We start from the raw sequence: 15,169 nt of genomic DNA on the forward strand, positions 1-15,169 counted from the left end.
ACTGGGGAGATGTCCCACGCTCTCGATCAGGTCGGCGCTCGCCTTCGTGCGGCCCGGCAGGCACGCGGCTGGACGCTCGAGGAGCTCGCGACGCCGGCGGGCGTCTCGGTGAGTACGCTGTCGCGTCTGGAGTCGGGCAAGCGACAAGCCTCGCTCGAGCTGTTGCTGCCGTTGACGCGTCGACTCGGCATCCGCATCGACGATCTCCTTCCCGCCGAGACACGTGACCCGCGCGTGCACCGCCCGATCGAGCGTCGCGACGGGATGGTCATCGCGCCGCTGACGCTCGAGGACTCGCCGATGCAGGCGCTGAAGATCGTCTACCCGCCGGCGGATGCCGCGCCCGCCGCCCGCATCCACGAGGGATACGAGTGGCTCTACGTGCTGAGCGGACGCGTGCGGTTGGCGCTCGACGGTACGGAGCACGCCCTGGCAGCGGGGGAGGCGGCCGAGTTCGACACCCGCCTGCCGCACTCGATCAGCGCGAGCGCTGATGGCCCCGCCGAGGTGCTGAGCATCTTCAGCGCCTCGGGCGAACGCTTCCACACGCGCCTCGCCTGACGGCGAGAAACCACGACCGCGTCGAGAAACCACGCCGGCGCGTGTTTCTCGACGCGGCGATGGTTTCTCGCGGAGGTGGGACGCGTCAGGCGCGGTGTGCGCGGTAGTACGACAGGAGTGCCTGGGTCGAGGCATCCTGCGCGGCCGTCGCCGTCTCGTCGCCCTCGATGGCCGGAGCGATCTGCAGAGCGAGCTGCTTGCCGAGCTCGACACCCCACTGGTCGAACGAGTTGATGCCCCAGACCACACCCTGCGTGAAGGTGATGTGCTCGTACAGAGCGACCAGCTCGCCGAGCACGCGCGGCGTCAGCGCGGGGGCGAAGATCGACGTCGTCGGACGGTTGCCGGGGAACGTGCGCGCCGCCACGAGTGCGCCGGTGGTGCCCTCGGCTTCGACCTCGTCCGCCGTCTTGCCGAAGGCGAGAGCCTTGGTCTGCGCGAGGAAGTTCGCCAGGAACAGGCCGTGCACGTCGCGGCCGCCGTCGTTCAGGTCATACGCGGGGTTCACGAAGGCGATGAAGTCCGCCGGGATCAGGCGGGTGCCCTGATGGATCAGCTGGTAGAAGGCGTGCTGACCGTTGGTGCCCGGCTCGCCCCAGAAGATCTCGCCCGTGTCGCTCGTGACCGGCGAGCCGTCCCAGCGCACGCGCTTGCCGTTGGACTCCATGGTCAGCTGCTGCAGGTACGCGGCGAAGCGGCTGAGCTGCTGGGCGTAGGGGAGCACGGCGTGCGACTGCGCGCCGAGGAAATTCGTGTACCAGACGTTGAGCAGGCCCATGAGGACGGGGACGTTCCGCGCGAACGGGGTCGTGCGCACGTGCTCGTCGATCGCGTGGAAGCCCGCGAGGAGCTCGCGGAACGCCTCCGGTCCGAGCTCGACCATCAGCGACAGGCCGATGGCGGAGTCGACCGAGTAGCGGCCGCCCACCCAGTCCCAGAATCCGAAGGCGTTGGCCGGGTCGATGCCGAAGTCGGCCACCTTGTCGAGGGCCGTCGAGACCGCGACGAAGTGGTGCGCGACGGCATCCTGCTTCTGCGCGTCGGAGCCGTCGATCGCCCCTGCGGCGGCCAGGCCCGTCCACAGCCAGTCGCGCGCGAGACGTGCGTTGGTGAGCGTCTCCAGCGTCGTGAACGTCTTCGAGGCGACGATGAACAGCGTCGTCTCGGGGTCGAGGTCCTTCGTCTTGTGGGCGAGATCGAACGGGTCGATGTTCGAGACGAAACGCGCGCTGATCCCCGCGGTCGCATACGGCTCCAGCGCGGTCGAGATCATCGCGGGACCGAGGTCGGAGCCGCCGATGCCGATGTTGACGACGTGGGTGACCGTCTTGCCGGTGACACCCTTCCACGCGCCCGAGCGCACGCGATCGGCGAACGCGCTCATCGCGTCCAGCACGGCCTGCACATCGGCATCCACGTGCTGACCGTCCACGACCAGCTCGGGCGTCGTGCCCGCGGGGCGGCGCAGGGCGGTGTGCAGCACGGCGCGGTCTTCTGTCGTGTTGATGTGCTCGCCGCGGAACATGGCTGCGAGGCGGTCGGCCAGGTGCACGTCGTCGGCCAGAGACAGGAGCGAGGTCAGGATGCCGTCGTCCACGAGGTTCTTGGAGAGGTCGACGTGCAGATCGGCGGCGTCGAAGGTCAGCCGCTCGACCCGCGTCGGGTCGTCGGAGAACCAGGCGCGGAGGTCGGGGGCGAAATCCGCGGCGCGTGCGGACAGATCGGCCCAGGCGGGAGTGCGGGTGGCGTCGATGGGAGTGCTCACGCCTTTACGCTAGCGCCCGCGAGCCGGGTGTGCAGACGTGAGTCCTGTGAGAAAGACACGGCCGGACGAGATCGACGCGCGAGCCCCGGAAACGACGGTGGGCCGGCCGTCCGAGAGGACGACCGGCCCTGCAATCCGTTGCACCACATTCGCAGGGGGAGAGTCCTGCGTCGCCTCCTCCGGCTCATGGAGTCGGTGTCCGGAATCGGCGATGACTCACGTTATAACGGCGAGGTCACGGTGGCGGGCTCGTCCGCCGACTGCATATCGTTCGCATACCGTCCTGCCAGGAAACGGTCCCGTCCTCACGATCGCAGCGAAGCGAACCCTGCCGAGACCGTCAGGCTGATCCGCCGCGGCGAATCCGGATCCACGCGCAGACGGTTCTCCACGTCTCCGGCGGCAGCGTCGGTGGACACGGCGTAGGTGGCGTCGGGCAGCACGAGAGCGAGCCGGCCCGCGCTGAGGTCCGCCGTCAGTGTCCGGGGCGCGGACCCGGTGAGGCTGCCCTCGACGGACCCGGCGCTCAGCTTGAAGCCCGCGCGATCGACTCCGGCGAGATCCACGACGAGTCGCCCGGCGGAGACGTCCGCGGTGAGCGCTGCCGCTCGCCCAGACAGCTCCATCGATCCGGCGCTCACGGTGGCGTCCACCGTCCCGTACGTGCCCTGCACCCGCAGCGCGCCGGCGCTGAGCGTGAGATCGCCGTCGAGGGCGACCCGCTCCAGCGAACGGGGGAGGGTTAGCACCGCGGTGTCGCTGCGCCCGAAGGGGCGGATCGCGCTCCACCACGTACGCTGCGTCGTGACCACGAGCCGATCGCCGTCGCGACGCAGGCGCCAGTCTGCGACGGCACCGTCGACCTCCAGCGACGCGCGGTCACCGCCGTAGACGATGCTCAGATCCGCGGCGGCCACGTCGACGGTGAGGGCGCGGACGTCCGCGGCATCCGCCGTCAGCGTGCCGCTGCCGCGCGCGGCGCCGGCGATCGCGCCGAGCGCCGAGGTGGCGAACGCGCCGAAGATCAGGGCGGCGCCGAGCGCGATCGTCAGGATCGCCACGACGCGGGCCGCCGGGCGTGGGCCGGTCGGACGCGGCGGTCCGTCGGGACGGCCGGCGGATGGCCCGCCCGCGCCGGCGGTCGGCGGAGGCGGTGTGAGGGTGGTGGTCATCGGTTCGTTCCGTTCTCCCAGTGGATGAGGGCGGCCAGCACCCGTCGGTTGCCGTGTTCGTCCTGCTCGAGGTCGAGCTTTTGGAACAGCGAGGTGATGTGCTTCTCGACGCTCGCCTCGGTGACGAACAGCGTCTGTGCGATCGCCTGATTGCTCTTGCCTTCGGCGATCAGCGCCAGCACGCTGCGCTCGCGTTCGGTCAGCCGCTCCATGCGTGCGTCGCGTCCGCGGCGGGTGAGTAGCTGCGCGACCACTTCGGGGTCGAGGACGGTGGCGCCCGCGCCGATGCGTTCGACCGCATCGAGGAAATCGCCGACATCGGCCACGCGATCCTTCAGCAGGTAGCCCAGCGCCGCGGACTGCGTGCTGATCAGCTCGCCCGCATACCGCTCCTCGACGTATTGGCTGAGCACCAGCACGGCCACCTCCGGACGTGCGGCGCGCAGGTGCACCGCGGCGCGGATGCCTTCATCGGTGAACGTGGGCGGCAGGCGCACGTCGAGGATGCACAGATCCGGGGTGGAGGTGGCCACGGCATCCATCAGTGCCCCGGCGTCGGGGAGCGCGGCGACCACCTCGTGACCGGCGTCGTCGAGGAGGCGCACGAGACCCTCGCGCAGCAGGGTGGAATCCTCGCAGATCAGGATGCGCACGGCACACTCACCTCCAGAGCGGTCGGACCGCCGTGGGGGCTGTCGAGGCGGCTCACCCCGCCGGCTGCCGCGATCCGATGCGCGATGCCGTCGAGGCCGCCGCCGGGCAGCACGCGGGCCCCGCCGACGCCGTTGTCCTCGACGCGTGCCCAGAGCACCGGCGCGCCCTGATCGGCGCCATCGCGTCGGCGCACCGTCACGCGCACCTCGCTGCCCCGCGAGTGCTTGGCCGCGTTGGTCAGCGACTCGGCGATGGCGAAGTAGACCGCGGCCTCGGCCGTGCGGCTGCACCGATTCGACGGGTCCGCGGAGGCATCGGGCAGACGCACGTCGAGGGTCACGGGGACGTGCGATCGCGCGGCCAGGGCGCTGAGGGCGGCATCCAGGCCCCGGTCGTCGAGGACGGAGGCGTGGATGCCGCGGGCCAGCTGGCGCAGCTCGGTGATCGCCGCCTTGGTCGAGGTGTGGGCTTCATCGATCAGCGCCTTGGCCGCGGCAGGATCGCTGTCGATCTTCTGCTGGGCCAGCCCCAGCGTCATCCCCACCGAGACGAGTCGCGGCTGGACGCCGTCGTGGAGGTCGCGTTCGATGCGCGTGCGCTCCAGTTCGCCGGAGCGCACCGCGCTCTCGCGCTGCGTGCCGGCGGTGCGGGCCTGCTCCACGAGCACCGCTTCACGGCTCGGCACGAGGACCGCCCGGGTGAGCACCGCATGCAGGAGCGCGGCGCCGATCAACAGCGCGAGGCTGACGATGATGCCCACGATGCCGACCGGAACGGTCGCCTCGATGCCGATCTGCACGTCCGTGGCCGGGATACGAGCGGCATCCTCGCCGATCAGTGGAGCGAACAGCAGCACCACGCTGGAGGACAGGGCGCCGACGATCGGCAGCACGACGAGCCCGAGGATCGTCGAGATGCCCGCCGAGGCGACGCCGCGCCACATCGGGCCGTCGGTGAACTGCTGCCAGAGGGTGCGCAGCCACCCGGTGAACCCGGGGTGGGCGCTGGGGCGTGCCGTCAGCGCGGGCAGGCCGTACCCGTAGAGGCCGTCGACCCGCGCGTATTCGAGCCATGCGGTGGCCCACGTCGCGTAGACGAACGCCACCAGGAACAGCGCCCCGACCCCGAGAGCGGGCAGAAGGCCGACACCGAGGCTCAGCAGCAGCAGGAGCAGGCTGAAGATCGCGGTGCCCGCCAGCCCCATCGCCGCCAGCTGCGCGATGGCCCCGAGATGGGCGAGAAGTCCGATACGGCGGGCCGGCACCGTTGACGCAGGCGGCGGGGGTGCGGCGTGTGGCACGGATGCCGGGGGCAGGGCGGCGGTCTCTGACATGACTCCACGCTAGGGCGCGCCACGGCGCGGACGCAGGGAGCGGTCCCCCGAATCGGGGTGGGGTTATCCCCACCGGCCGGCTCCGCGCCGAGGGAGGGCGTGCGGAAGGATGGAGGCATGACCGTCCGCGACATCCGCCTGATCGCCGTCGACATGGACGGCACGCTGCTGCTGCCCGACGGGTCGGTGCCCGACGGGCTGTGGTCGCTGCTGGGGCGGCTGCGCGAGCGGGGCATCGCCTTCGCCCCGGCCAGCGGTCGCCAGCTGGCGACGCTGCAGCAGACGTTCGCCGCCGTCGACGGCGAGCTCGACTACATCGCCGAGAACGGCGCGTACGTGGTCCGCGGCGACGTCGAGGTCAGCTCGGACGCCGTGGATCCGGCGGTCGCGGCATCCGTCGTCGCGCGCCTGCGCGCCGCCGTCGCGGCGGGCAGCCTGCGCGCCGGTCTGGTGGTGTGCGGCAAGCGGTCGGCGTACGTCGAGGAGACCGACCCTCGGTTCCTCGCGGAGGTCGAGAAGTACTACGCGCGTCGGCAGATCGTGGACGATCTGCTCGCTGTGGACGATCAGATCCTCAAACTCGCGATCTACGACCTCGACGGCGGCGAACGGCACTCCGCGCCCGCGTTCGCCGATCTCGCCGAGACCCACCAGGTCGTCGTCTCGGGTCACCACTGGGTCGACATCATGAACGCGACCGTCAACAAGGGCGTCGCGCTGCGCGCCCTGCAGGTGGCGCTCGGTGTGACCGCTGAGCAGACCGCCGCGTTCGGCGACTACCTCAACGACCTCGAGCTGCTCGGGGCCGCGCACTGGTCGTACGCCATGGCCGATGCCCACCCCGACGTCGTGGCCGCCGCACGATTCCGTGCGCCCTCGAATGCGGATGCCGGGGTGCTGAGCGTCATCGAGGAGTTGATCGCACGGTGATCATCCGCCGGGCGTAGCGTGGAGGCATGGTCAAGATCCCCACGGTCACCCTGAACGACGGCACGCCTTTTCCCGAGCTCGGGTTCGGTACCTACAAGCTGCAGGGCGACGACGGCGTCGCGGCGATCGAAGCGGCCATCGATGCGGGCTACCGCCTGCTGGACTCTGCCGTCAACTACGAGAACGAAGCCGAGGTCGCAGAAGCGGTGCGCCGCAGCGGCATCCGTGACGAGCTCATCGTGACGACGAAGGTTCCGGGCCGCGACCACGGCTACGAGGAGACGATCCGCAGCGCCCACGCGTCGCTCGAGCGTCTGGGCCTGCAGCGCATCGACCTCTACCTGATCCACTGGCCGAACCCCAGCGTGGACCGCTACGTCGAGACCTTCCGTGCCATGGTCGATCTGCAGAGCGATGGTGCGGTCGGCTCGGTCGGTGTCTCGAACTTCACGGAGCAGATGCTCACCCGACTGATCGAGGAGACGGGCGTGACCCCGGCCGTCAACCAGGTCGAGATGCATCCGTACTTCCCTCAGGCAGCGCTGCGCGCCTTTCACGCCGCTCACGGCATCCGCACCGAGAGCTGGAGTCCGCTGGCGCGGCGCAGCGAACTGCTCGCCGAGCAGGTGGTCGCCGATGTCGCCGCCGCGCACGGGGTCACGCCCACCCAGGCCGTCCTGCGCTGGCACACCCAGCTCGGCTCGACGCCCATCCCGAAGTCGGCGACGCCGGTGCGTCAGCGTGAGAATGCGGATATCTTCGGCTTCACCCTGACCGATGACGAGGTCGCGGCGCTCAGCGCCCTGGAGCGGGGTCGTCTGTGGGGTGGGGATCCCGAGACGCACGAGGAGATGTGACGACGCGCGCCAGCAGCCGGTCGCATCCGACGAAGACGTAGCCGACGGCGACCAGCGCCAGCGTCAGGCCGACGATCCAGGCGGCGACCCCGCCGACACCGTGTTTCGCCACGTCCATGAACGGGTACGGCACGGTCGTGCCGCCCGCGAAGCGGCCCCCGAGCGCACTGTAGGTGTACGCGAACACGAGGTAGGCGAAGGGGATGAGCGCCCACAGCAGCGGGTCGTACCGGCCCAGGCGACCCTTGGGGACGAACAGTGCCCAGTCCACGATCACGAGGATCGGCGTGACGATGTGGACGAGGTTGTCGGTGAGCGTGAACGGCTGGTAGGCGCCCGGCTGGGTGAACAGCGCGGGTGCGAGCACGAAGAGGTAGATCAACATCGTGACGGTGATCGCGTGCATCACCGCCGCCGCCCACCGCGGCGACGGCGTGGATGCGCCGATCCACCCGCCACGCTGTGCGTCGCGGAGGGTGGTGATCGCCGACAGCACCATCCACGCCAGGCACAGCACGTTGCTGAGCACCGTGTAGTAGAGGAAGGCCGACCACGTGGGAGTCGCCGTCCACAGCCCCGACACCCGAGCGATGCCGATCACGATGACGAGCGACGCCACCGCGCGGTAGCCGAAAGCGAGGATGCGGGAGCGCGCGATCATTCGCTCATGTTAGGGCTCACGCTCACAGTTGCGCGCCGTCGTCCCATGGATCGTCGAGCTCGGGTGTGCGCCCGCGCCAGGATTCGTACGCGATGAGCCAGCCGATCGAGACGATCACGGCCAACAGCACACCGAGCAGCACGTTCTGCATGATCAGCCCGAACAGCACGCCCGCGCCCAGCAGCACCACGGTGCCGATCGACCAGCCGATCCGGCCGCGTGGCCATCCTCTGTGGGTCATGGCACCAGCGTAGAAGGTCGGCCCGGGATTGCCGCCCGATCACCGCCCGCGGTGGTCCTCCGGTGCGAGGCGGGGACCCCGGCGCGGTTCGATCCGGCCGCTCAGCCCGATCAGTCTGATCACGCGCTGGCGATGACCGCGCCACGGCTCCAGCAGCTCCAGCATCCCGTCGTCGTCGACGCGGCGGCCGGTGAGCGCATAGCCCACCTGATGCGAGAGGTGGTAATCGCCGACGCTCACGGCGTCGGGGTCTCCGAAGGCGCGAATGCGCATCTCCGCACTGGTCCATGCCCCGATGCCGCGAAGGCTCGTCACCGCGCGGTCGGCGGATGCCGGATCGCGGGCGGCCCGCTCGATCGATGTGCGCCGGGTCGCCGCCTCCACGATCGTCCGCGACTGCGGCGGCTCGAGTCCGGCGCGGTGCCACGTCCAGCTGGGGATCAGGTGCCAGTCGGCCGGGGGCGCGAACATCGGTCGGGGGGTGGGGCCGGGCGCGCGCTCGCCGCACCAGGTGAGGATCATCCGCCAGGCGCCGAAGGCCTGCAATCCGGTCACCTTCTGCTCGAACACGGCGCTGATCAGCGCGTCGAAGACGAGGTCGGTGCGGCCCAGTCGGAGGTCGCCGTGCCGGTGGTGGGTGTCGGAGATGAGCGGATGCCGGTGGGGTTCGAAGCCGGTCGGGTCGTCGTCGGCGCCGCACAGTCGCGGCAGCTGCTGCAGTGCCCAGGCGGCACCGGCACCCCAGGCCGCGGCGCGGACTAGCCCGCGCTCGATGCGCAACGCCAGCGTCGCGACGCCCTCGGGCGTGCGCGTGGCCCGCCAGATGACGCCCTGGTGCTCGAGCTGCGACGGATCGTGGGCGCCGCGCTGCTGCGGGCGCACGGCGCGCCCGACGTCGGTGGGCACACGCGGCCGGTACTCGCTCTCGAGGGGTCGCGGTGAGGGCCGTCGCGGGTCGCGCGTCGCCGGCTGCGCAGCGCGCGGCGGCATCCTCTCCCGCGTGGTCATGCCGTCACCCTATGTCAGGGCCTCCGACATCACGACGCGCTGGCGTGGATGCGGATCAGAAGCGGTCCGGCGACGGCGTGCCGTGGCCGTAGCGGATGACGACGTCGGCGTGGCGGTCGAAGCGGTAGCCGATGCCCCGAACGGTGCGGACGATGTCCTCGTAACGGCCGAGCTTGGAGCGCAGGCGGCGCACGTGCACGTCGATCGTGCGCTCGCCGGGTACCTCGTCGGCGTCGGCGTGGCTCCACAGCGACGAGACGAGTTCGGTGCGTTCGATGGTGCGGCCCTCGCGGAGCACGAGGTACTGCAGCAGTTCGAACTCCTTGAAGGTCAGCTGCGCGGCCTCGCCCTCGATGTGCACGCGTCGGCGGGAGATGTCGATCGTCACCCCTCCGGGCACGTGGTCGTCCTCGGGCTCGTCCTGCTTGGTGCGGGCGACGGCGCTCGGCTCGTGGAGCGCCAGGCGCACGACGTCGACGTCCCGGCCACCGGCGGACGCGGGCGCCAGGGCGACGGTGGCATAGGTCTCGGCGTGCGGGGCGAGTTCGCCGAGCGTGCGGCGCAGGGCCTCGACGAGCGTGGAGAGCGAGACGCCGTCGGCGGCTGCCTTCGCCTCGTCGATGCCGACGTAGAGGGCGAATCCGCGCGGCGCGGTGCCGACCGGGACGGTGCCCGCGGCGGGAGGGGTTGCGCTCGCGGTCGGTGCGGCCACGGCGCGACGCGGCGGCACGTCGGGGACGGCGCGCAGGTGACGGACGGGAGCGGGCGAGGCAAGAAGAGCGGTGTTCGACACGGGAATGTCCTTCGAGGCGGAACCCGGGGCATACGGCCCGGCAGCGGGTTCAGGGGTGTGTTGCGGGAGGCCCGGTGCGAGATGCGCATCGGATGGGATGCGAGGGCCTGTGCGAGACAGCCGACGTTCGCGTTGTGCGCGGCGCGGTGCTCGGGGGTGGCGGCCGGCTGACGGAGGTGGGTCAGCGTCGGCGGGCGCACCCGGCGGGGTTCACCGTCAGTGGCACATTCGGCAACACATGGCAACGCGCGGCATCATCATGATGCCGGCATGTCCGTTCGCCTCCAGGGCGGACAGAGTGCGTGCGTTGTCAGTCATGGGCCTGATTATGACGAACCGCGTCGCGATGTGTCAAACCGCACGGATGCCGCCGTCACAAGATGACGGAATGTGACAGAGTGCATGGTCGTGAGCACCCCGACACACCCGCCCGCGCGCATCCGCATCGTGGGGACGTCGGGATCGGGAAAGTCGCGGCTGGCCGAGGAGGTCGCGGCGCGCACACGCCGTGCCCGGCTCGAGCTGGACGAGGTCTTCTGGGACGCGGGGTGGACGTATCGCGACCTCGCGGAGGCGCAGGCGCGCGTGCGTGCGTTCCTCGCGGCGCACCCCGGGGGGTGGGTCGCGGACGGCAACTGGAACTCACGGCTGGGCGGTCTCATGGAGCCCGGTACCCCCGGCGGGGCCGACGTCGTGGTGTGGGTCGACCACCCGCGTCGCGTCGTGATGTGGCGGGTGCTCCGGCGAACCCTTCGTCGCGGCATCCTGCGCGAAGAGCTCTGGCACGGCAACCGCGAGCGCGTGCGCTCGTGGCTGAAGTGGAAGCCGGAGGACAACATCCTCCGCTGGGCCTGGACGAGCTATCCGACGATGCAACGCCGGATGGAGGCGCGCATCGCCGCGGGCGATCCCGTCGTGCGACTGCGTGGGCAGCGCGAGGTCGACGAGTGGGTGCGCTCGCTGTCTTCCGCGTAGCGTCGCCCCACCCTCTGCGTGGCGGCGTAGCGTAGGGATATGACCGGAACCGCCGACGAGCTGTCGTTTCGCAACGAGCCGGAAGCGTCGCGGTATACGCTGCGCCGGGGCGAGCAGATCGTGAGTGCGCTGGACTACCGCGACGACGGCCACACCGTCGCGATGACGCGGGCCTACACCGTGCCCACGTTCCGCGGTCACGGGTACGCGGCCGACATCGTCGCGCGCGCCGTCGAGGAGGTCGCCGGCCGAGGCGACCGCGTCATCAGCCCGGTCTGCTGGTACGTCGCCGACTGGTTCGCGGCCCATCCCGAGCACCGATCGCTGTTGGCGCCTCCGCGAGGGGCGTGACCGATCGTCTCCTAGCTTCCCGCCGCCGGCCCCGTCAAGGGTCTGGCCGGTCGCCGCACGGCCCCGCACAGTGGGGAAGACCGATGTGAGGAGAAGCCATGAGCACCGATCGAGATGAACTTCCGGACGGCGTGATCAATGCCGAACCGGCCGGAGGCTGGGAGAGCGGGGCCGTCGCCGACGACGAGACGCGCGAGGCCTCGGCGCTGGACGAAGAGCCCGTGGACGGTGTGCCCGACGGGTTCGTGGAGAGCGCGGAGATCCAGGCCGGACTCGATCCCGACCTGCGCACCGACGAGCAGGTTCGCGACGACGAGGAGACCCAGCGATGAGCGACACGGACGACACGACGCCTGCGGAGACGCAGGACGAGCCCCGGCTCGACCTTCACCAGACATCGGATCAGGAGCGCCTGGACGGGCTGATCGCCCAGCTGCGCGCCGACGTCGCCGGTCAGAACGCGGCCACCGTGGACAAGGCCGTTCGCGGCCGCCTCGCCGAGACGGGGGTTCCCGCCGAGGAGGAGGTCATCCTCGCGCTGATCGCTGAGCTCGCAGCGGACCAGGCGACCGACTGAACGACGCCTTCTCACCGGCAGCGTTGCGCGGCGTAGCCGACCTCGAGTGTCGAGTTGTTCCCCTCGCGCGTCACGGCCGCGGAGACGTTCCCCGCCGGCATGCTCCCGAGGCGCGTCGAGAATGCCGACGATGCCGTCGTTCCCGGCGCCAGGGCGATCGTCCTCGCGCCATACGGCGTCGTCACGGAGACGGTGGCCGGGGCGCCGTCCTCGTTCGCGGCGGTGACGACCAGAACGACGGCGCCTGCGACGCAGCGTGACGTGGTGGAGACAGTGACCTGGACGACGCTGGTCACCGTGACGGTGGCCTCCACCGGCATCCGGGAATCGTCCTGGGCGACGCCGCGCACCGTGAAAGTCCCCGGCTGCGCGTAGGACGCGGGGGCGACGGTGTCCCACGCGACGTCGACCGTGCGCTGCTGACCGCTCACCGTCGTGAGCGTCGCCTGCGGCAGGGTGGGCGCGGTGCCCACCGTGGTCGAGAGGTCCATCGCGGCGACGGAGGCCACCGCGATATCGGGCGCATAGGCGGTCAGCACCCGCTGGTACTCGGCGCGCGTGATGGGCAGCACCGTGCCATGGCGCGGCTTGCCGCCGTCCGCGTTCTGCGGCAGGCCTTGACGAAGCTTCTCACCGAGCGGCCGCCACGCAGCGCCCTCGAGACTGGTCGTCCCGAAGGGCACATAGTGATTGGGTCCGCCGTGGTAGTTCGGCTGATCGATGAACAGGAACCAGCGCTGTCCGTTCACATCGCCCTCGTTGGCGGGGAAGATGTTCGGTCCTTCGCCGCTGGAGTAGATCCCGCCGGGCTCCCCGTTGGGCAGGCCGCTGGCCACTCGATCCTGGACCAGCGTCCACTGGTCGGCGGACCCGGTCGTACCCGGCAGCGACCCGCTGACCGTCGACAGGAGGTTCGTGGACTTCTCCTCGCGGATGGTCATGCTCGCTTCGTCCTTCGTGAAGCGGTAGTAGACGTCGCCGACCTTCGCCACGGTCGAATCGATCGCTCCGAGTCCCGCGCCGCGGCGCACGTCGATCCACGGCTTCGCCTCGGAGAACGTGACGAAATCGTCGGTCGTCGCGTACATCATGCGGTTGTAGGTGACGGCGGTGCGGTCGGCCGGGTCGGTCGTGGGGTAGAGGTTGGAAGCCCAGTAGACGACGAATGTGTCGAGCTCGTCGTCCCAGAACGCCTCCGGCGCCCAGGTGTTGCCGGCGTAGTCGCTCGACACCTTCACGTGACGCTGGTCCGACCAGGTCACGAGGTCCGTGGACTCCCACACCTCGATGTAGCGCGAGCCGGAGATCTGTGCGGTGGTGAAGCCCCCGGCCAGCCCGTCGACCTTGAGGTCCGTGGCGATCATGTAGAACTTGTCACCGTCGGGTGAGCGCAGGATGAACGGATCACGCAGGCCCTGCGTGCCCACCGTCGAGGAGAAGAGCGGCTGTCCGTTGTTGAGAGTGTTCCAGCTGAGCGCGTCATTGCCCTTGGATGCCGCGATGCTGACGCGTTCGGCGCCCTGGCCCTCGCCGGTGAAGAAAGTCCAGAAGTAGGCCTCGGTCATGGCTGAGCCGCCCGGCATCGGCTGCACGCGTGCCGTGAAGGTGCGGGTCGCCGAGGCGTCGCCGCTGCGAGCGACAGCGGTCAGTTCGACGGTGGCGGCTGCGGCGCCGGCCGCCGGACGGGAGACGGCGACGGTGCGCGAATCGGGGCGGACACCGTCGCGCACGGTGGCCATGTTGGTGCCCGCGGTCACCGTCCAGGTGATCGTCGAGCCCTGTGCGCCGGTGGCGGGAACGGAGAAGTTCGTGCGGACGTCGTCGAGATTCGACAGACTCACGGCCGCGATGTCCTGGGACACCCGCTGCTGGTCGGTCAGCTGCTGAGGGACCGTGACCGAGTAGGCCTTTTCCCGGGTTGCCGTGCCGGCGGTGAAGGTCGCGGTCAGGGTGACGTGTGCGTCGCCGCTACCTCCCGCGGGGCGGCTCACGGCGGCGGTACCTCCGGAGACGACGATGGCGGCGGCATCGGATCGCCAGCTCACCGCAACACCCGCGCTCGTCGTCGGCAGGGCGAAGTCGGCGGTCGCGGTGGCGGGAACGGCGACGCCGGCGACAGCGCGGTCGAGGGCCTGCCCGTTGTACAGCGACTGCACGTCGGCGTCGCTCATCGCCTGGCCGTAGACGGCGAAGTCGTCGATGAGCCCGCTCCAGTTGGCGTCGTTGTATGTCGAGCGGCCCAGCGTCGCGGTCAGCGCGTCGCCGAACGAGGCGACCGAGCGGGAGATCGCGTTCTGGGTGATGCGGGTGCCGTTCACATACACTCGCAGCTGCCCGTTCGTGCCGTCGATCACCGTCGTATACAGGCTGAGGCCGGCCGGGGTGCGCAGACCCGTCGTCGCCGTCGCGGTCGCCCCAGCGCCCACCTCGGTGGTCCAGGGGGCGCCGGCATCGGTGGCGTTCGTGACGACCGACTTGACGTAGCCTGCGGGGTTCGTCGGGTTGAGCAGCCAGTAGCCGGAGGAGAACGACGCTCCACCGGTGAGCGGGGTGCCGATGAAGGCGGCCGCCGTATTGGCGGCGCCGGTCTTCGGGGACAGCCACGTCGAGATGGTGAGGTCCTTCTTGCCGACCAATGCCGTCGTCGGAATGTCAAGGTAGGCCCCGGTGTCGCGTGACCCCCCGGGCAGCGAGAGCATTCCGTCGGCGACCTCTCCGCCGCTCTGGCGGAGGGTGGCGTCGTTGCCGTTGCCGCTCACGTCGGAGATGGTCGTGCCGGATGCCGTATCGAACGAGTAGTGGATGACGGGGGAGGGTTGGCCATCGGCGCGCGCGGCAACGGGAACGGCGGTGCTCGCGAGTGTCAGACCGACGGCGACGGCGAGGGCGCCGATGCGTGCCCGTGACAGTGGCTGCAGATGCTGCGGCTGGCGCCAACGGTTTCGGGCTCTCTGAGGCGTGGTCATGCGCGCTCTCCTCGCTCATCTCGGCTGGGCGACATCGCTGCTTGCGCCAGAGACCTCTCCGTCTCGGTGCTGAGCCCTGCGTCATCGCGTGGGGGTTCGAATCGCTGATCGCGTTCAAGGGTGTTACCGGAAACATGCCCTCGCGGCTCACGCTAGGTGGCGCTCCGGCGGCGTGTCAAGTGCGCAGTCGACGGGTACATGCTCGTGTCGGCATCCCCAGACCCCGCGAACGGGGTCGTTACTCTTTCGTTACATCTCGATCGGTTCGTTATCGCTAACATTTCGGAAGTCGTGAGCCCATCGACGGGTCGACAGCATCGGGCCG

General features: G+C 70.3%; 16 protein-coding genes. 7 read left to right on the forward strand and 9 right to left on the reverse strand.

Annotated elements, in window-relative coordinates; translation table 11 throughout:
* Positions 1-9 precede the first annotated feature (9 nt).
* A complete protein-coding gene (locus tag ACT53O_RS14320; RefSeq protein ID WP_347417734.1) occupies positions 10-561 on the forward strand; it encodes a helix-turn-helix domain-containing protein in 552 nt (183 codons plus the stop codon).
* An 85-nt stretch (positions 562-646) separates the two neighbouring features.
* Here the strand turns inward: ACT53O_RS14320 and pgi are convergent, their stop codons facing one another.
* From pgi to ACT53O_RS14340, 4 genes are all read right to left on the reverse strand, one after another.
* Complete coding sequence (pgi, locus tag ACT53O_RS14325) at positions 647-2,326, reverse strand: glucose-6-phosphate isomerase (protein ID WP_476153126.1); 1,680 nt, start codon at positions 2,324-2,326, stop codon at positions 647-649.
* Between the two features lie 305 nt (positions 2,327-2,631).
* Positions 2,632-3,498, reverse strand: coding sequence for a hypothetical protein (locus ACT53O_RS14330; protein WP_016464267.1), 867 nt, complete (start codon positions 3,496-3,498; stop codon positions 2,632-2,634).
* On the reverse strand, positions 3,495-4,151 hold the full coding sequence (locus tag ACT53O_RS14335; RefSeq protein WP_036320679.1) for a response regulator: 657 nt from the start codon (positions 4,149-4,151) through the stop codon (positions 3,495-3,497). Before ACT53O_RS14335 ends, ACT53O_RS14330 begins: the two co-directional genes overlap by 4 nt.
* Positions 4,139-5,485 carry a sensor histidine kinase gene (locus ACT53O_RS14340; RefSeq protein ID WP_476153129.1) on the reverse strand — a complete coding sequence of 449 codons (1,347 nt, stop codon included), beginning with the start codon at positions 5,483-5,485 and terminating at the stop codon, positions 4,139-4,141. Before ACT53O_RS14340 ends, ACT53O_RS14335 begins: the two co-directional genes overlap by 13 nt.
* Before the next feature lie 117 nt (positions 5,486-5,602).
* Here ACT53O_RS14340 and ACT53O_RS14345 point away from each other — a divergent pair, with 117 nt between their 5' ends.
* Both ACT53O_RS14345 and ACT53O_RS14350 read left to right on the forward strand, forming a co-directional pair.
* On the forward strand, positions 5,603-6,415 hold the full coding sequence (locus ACT53O_RS14345) for a Cof-type HAD-IIB family hydrolase (RefSeq protein WP_476153131.1): 813 nt from the start codon (positions 5,603-5,605) through the stop codon (positions 6,413-6,415).
* A gap of 26 nt (positions 6,416-6,441) precedes the next feature.
* Positions 6,442-7,272 carry an aldo/keto reductase gene (locus ACT53O_RS14350; RefSeq protein ID WP_294947055.1) on the forward strand — a complete coding sequence of 277 codons (831 nt, stop codon included), beginning with the start codon at positions 6,442-6,444 and terminating at the stop codon, positions 7,270-7,272.
* Here ACT53O_RS14350 and ACT53O_RS14355 read toward each other — a convergent pair.
* Genes ACT53O_RS14355 through ACT53O_RS14370 form a run of 4 tightly spaced genes read right to left on the reverse strand, consistent with a single transcriptional unit; the run spans position 7,211 to position 9,975 of the window.
* Positions 7,211-7,933 carry a Pr6Pr family membrane protein gene (locus tag ACT53O_RS14355; RefSeq protein ID WP_476153133.1) on the reverse strand — a complete coding sequence of 241 codons (723 nt, stop codon included), beginning with the start codon at positions 7,931-7,933 and terminating at the stop codon, positions 7,211-7,213. The genes ACT53O_RS14350 and ACT53O_RS14355 overlap by 62 nt on opposite strands.
* Before the next feature lie 22 nt (positions 7,934-7,955).
* Positions 7,956-8,174, reverse strand: coding sequence for a hypothetical protein (locus tag ACT53O_RS14360; protein WP_039413617.1), 219 nt, complete (start codon positions 8,172-8,174; stop codon positions 7,956-7,958).
* Positions 8,175-8,213: 39 nt separating this feature from the next.
* Positions 8,214-9,182, reverse strand: a complete 969-nt coding sequence (locus tag ACT53O_RS14365; RefSeq protein ID WP_476153135.1) for a DNA-3-methyladenine glycosylase family protein — start codon at positions 9,180-9,182, stop codon at positions 8,214-8,216.
* A gap of 55 nt (positions 9,183-9,237) precedes the next feature.
* Positions 9,238-9,975: a winged helix-turn-helix domain-containing protein gene (locus ACT53O_RS14370; protein WP_476153137.1), complete on the reverse strand. Its 738-nt coding sequence runs from the start codon at positions 9,973-9,975 to the stop codon at positions 9,238-9,240.
* Between the two features lie 402 nt (positions 9,976-10,377).
* On the opposite strand from ACT53O_RS14370, the gene ACT53O_RS14375 reads away from it, so the two are divergent.
* From ACT53O_RS14375 to ACT53O_RS14390, 4 genes are all read left to right on the forward strand, one after another.
* Positions 10,378-10,950 (forward strand): P-loop NTPase family protein, encoded by a 573-nt coding sequence (locus tag ACT53O_RS14375; protein ID WP_476153139.1) that lies wholly within the window; start codon positions 10,378-10,380, stop codon positions 10,948-10,950.
* A gap of 39 nt (positions 10,951-10,989) precedes the next feature.
* The gene (locus ACT53O_RS14380) at positions 10,990-11,301 is read left to right on the forward strand and encodes a GNAT family N-acetyltransferase (protein ID WP_039413629.1); all 312 of its coding nucleotides are present in this window, start codon (positions 10,990-10,992) and stop codon (positions 11,299-11,301) included.
* Positions 11,302-11,399: 98 nt separating this feature from the next.
* Complete coding sequence (locus ACT53O_RS14385; protein ID WP_476153142.1) at positions 11,400-11,633, forward strand: hypothetical protein; 234 nt, start codon at positions 11,400-11,402, stop codon at positions 11,631-11,633.
* Positions 11,630-11,878 (forward strand): hypothetical protein, encoded by a 249-nt coding sequence (locus tag ACT53O_RS14390; RefSeq protein ID WP_036320633.1) that lies wholly within the window; start codon positions 11,630-11,632, stop codon positions 11,876-11,878. The genes ACT53O_RS14385 and ACT53O_RS14390 overlap by 4 nt, the downstream gene beginning before the upstream one ends.
* A gap of 11 nt (positions 11,879-11,889) precedes the next feature.
* On the opposite strand, the gene ACT53O_RS14395 is transcribed toward ACT53O_RS14390, so the two are convergent.
* Positions 11,890-14,844 (reverse strand): immunoglobulin-like domain-containing protein, encoded by a 2,955-nt coding sequence (locus ACT53O_RS14395; protein WP_476153144.1) that lies wholly within the window; start codon positions 14,842-14,844, stop codon positions 11,890-11,892.
* Positions 14,845-15,169 lie beyond the last annotated feature (325 nt).

Source organism: Microbacterium sp. DMC48, assembly GCF_056313825.1.

What these genes read in the sequence shown, in the direction of transcription:
- ACT53O_RS14320 (WP_347417734.1), top strand. Translation starts at nt 10, where the DNA reads ATGTCCCACGCTCTCGATCAGGTCGGCGCTCGCCTTCGTGCGGCCCGG.
- ACT53O_RS14330 (WP_016464267.1), bottom strand. Translation starts at nt 3,498, where the DNA reads ATGACCACCACCCTCACACCGCCTCCGCCGACCGCCGGCGCGGGCGGG.
- ACT53O_RS14340 (WP_476153129.1), bottom strand. Translation starts at nt 5,485, where the DNA reads ATGTCAGAGACCGCCGCCCTGCCCCCGGCATCCGTGCCACACGCCGCA.
- ACT53O_RS14345 (WP_476153131.1), top strand. Translation starts at nt 5,603, where the DNA reads ATGACCGTCCGCGACATCCGCCTGATCGCCGTCGACATGGACGGCACG.
- ACT53O_RS14350 (WP_294947055.1), top strand. Translation starts at nt 6,442, where the DNA reads ATGGTCAAGATCCCCACGGTCACCCTGAACGACGGCACGCCTTTTCCC.
- ACT53O_RS14355 (WP_476153133.1), bottom strand. Translation starts at nt 7,933, where the DNA reads ATGATCGCGCGCTCCCGCATCCTCGCTTTCGGCTACCGCGCGGTGGCG.
- ACT53O_RS14360 (WP_039413617.1), bottom strand. Translation starts at nt 8,174, where the DNA reads ATGACCCACAGAGGATGGCCACGCGGCCGGATCGGCTGGTCGATCGGC.
- ACT53O_RS14365 (WP_476153135.1), bottom strand. Translation starts at nt 9,182, where the DNA reads ATGACCACGCGGGAGAGGATGCCGCCGCGCGCTGCGCAGCCGGCGACG.
- ACT53O_RS14375 (WP_476153139.1), top strand. Translation starts at nt 10,378, where the DNA reads ATGGTCGTGAGCACCCCGACACACCCGCCCGCGCGCATCCGCATCGTG.
- ACT53O_RS14380 (WP_039413629.1), top strand. Translation starts at nt 10,990, where the DNA reads ATGACCGGAACCGCCGACGAGCTGTCGTTTCGCAACGAGCCGGAAGCG.
- ACT53O_RS14385 (WP_476153142.1), top strand. Translation starts at nt 11,400, where the DNA reads ATGAGCACCGATCGAGATGAACTTCCGGACGGCGTGATCAATGCCGAA.
- ACT53O_RS14390 (WP_036320633.1), top strand. Translation starts at nt 11,630, where the DNA reads ATGAGCGACACGGACGACACGACGCCTGCGGAGACGCAGGACGAGCCC.
- ACT53O_RS14395 (WP_476153144.1), bottom strand. Translation starts at nt 14,844, where the DNA reads ATGACCACGCCTCAGAGAGCCCGAAACCGTTGGCGCCAGCCGCAGCAT.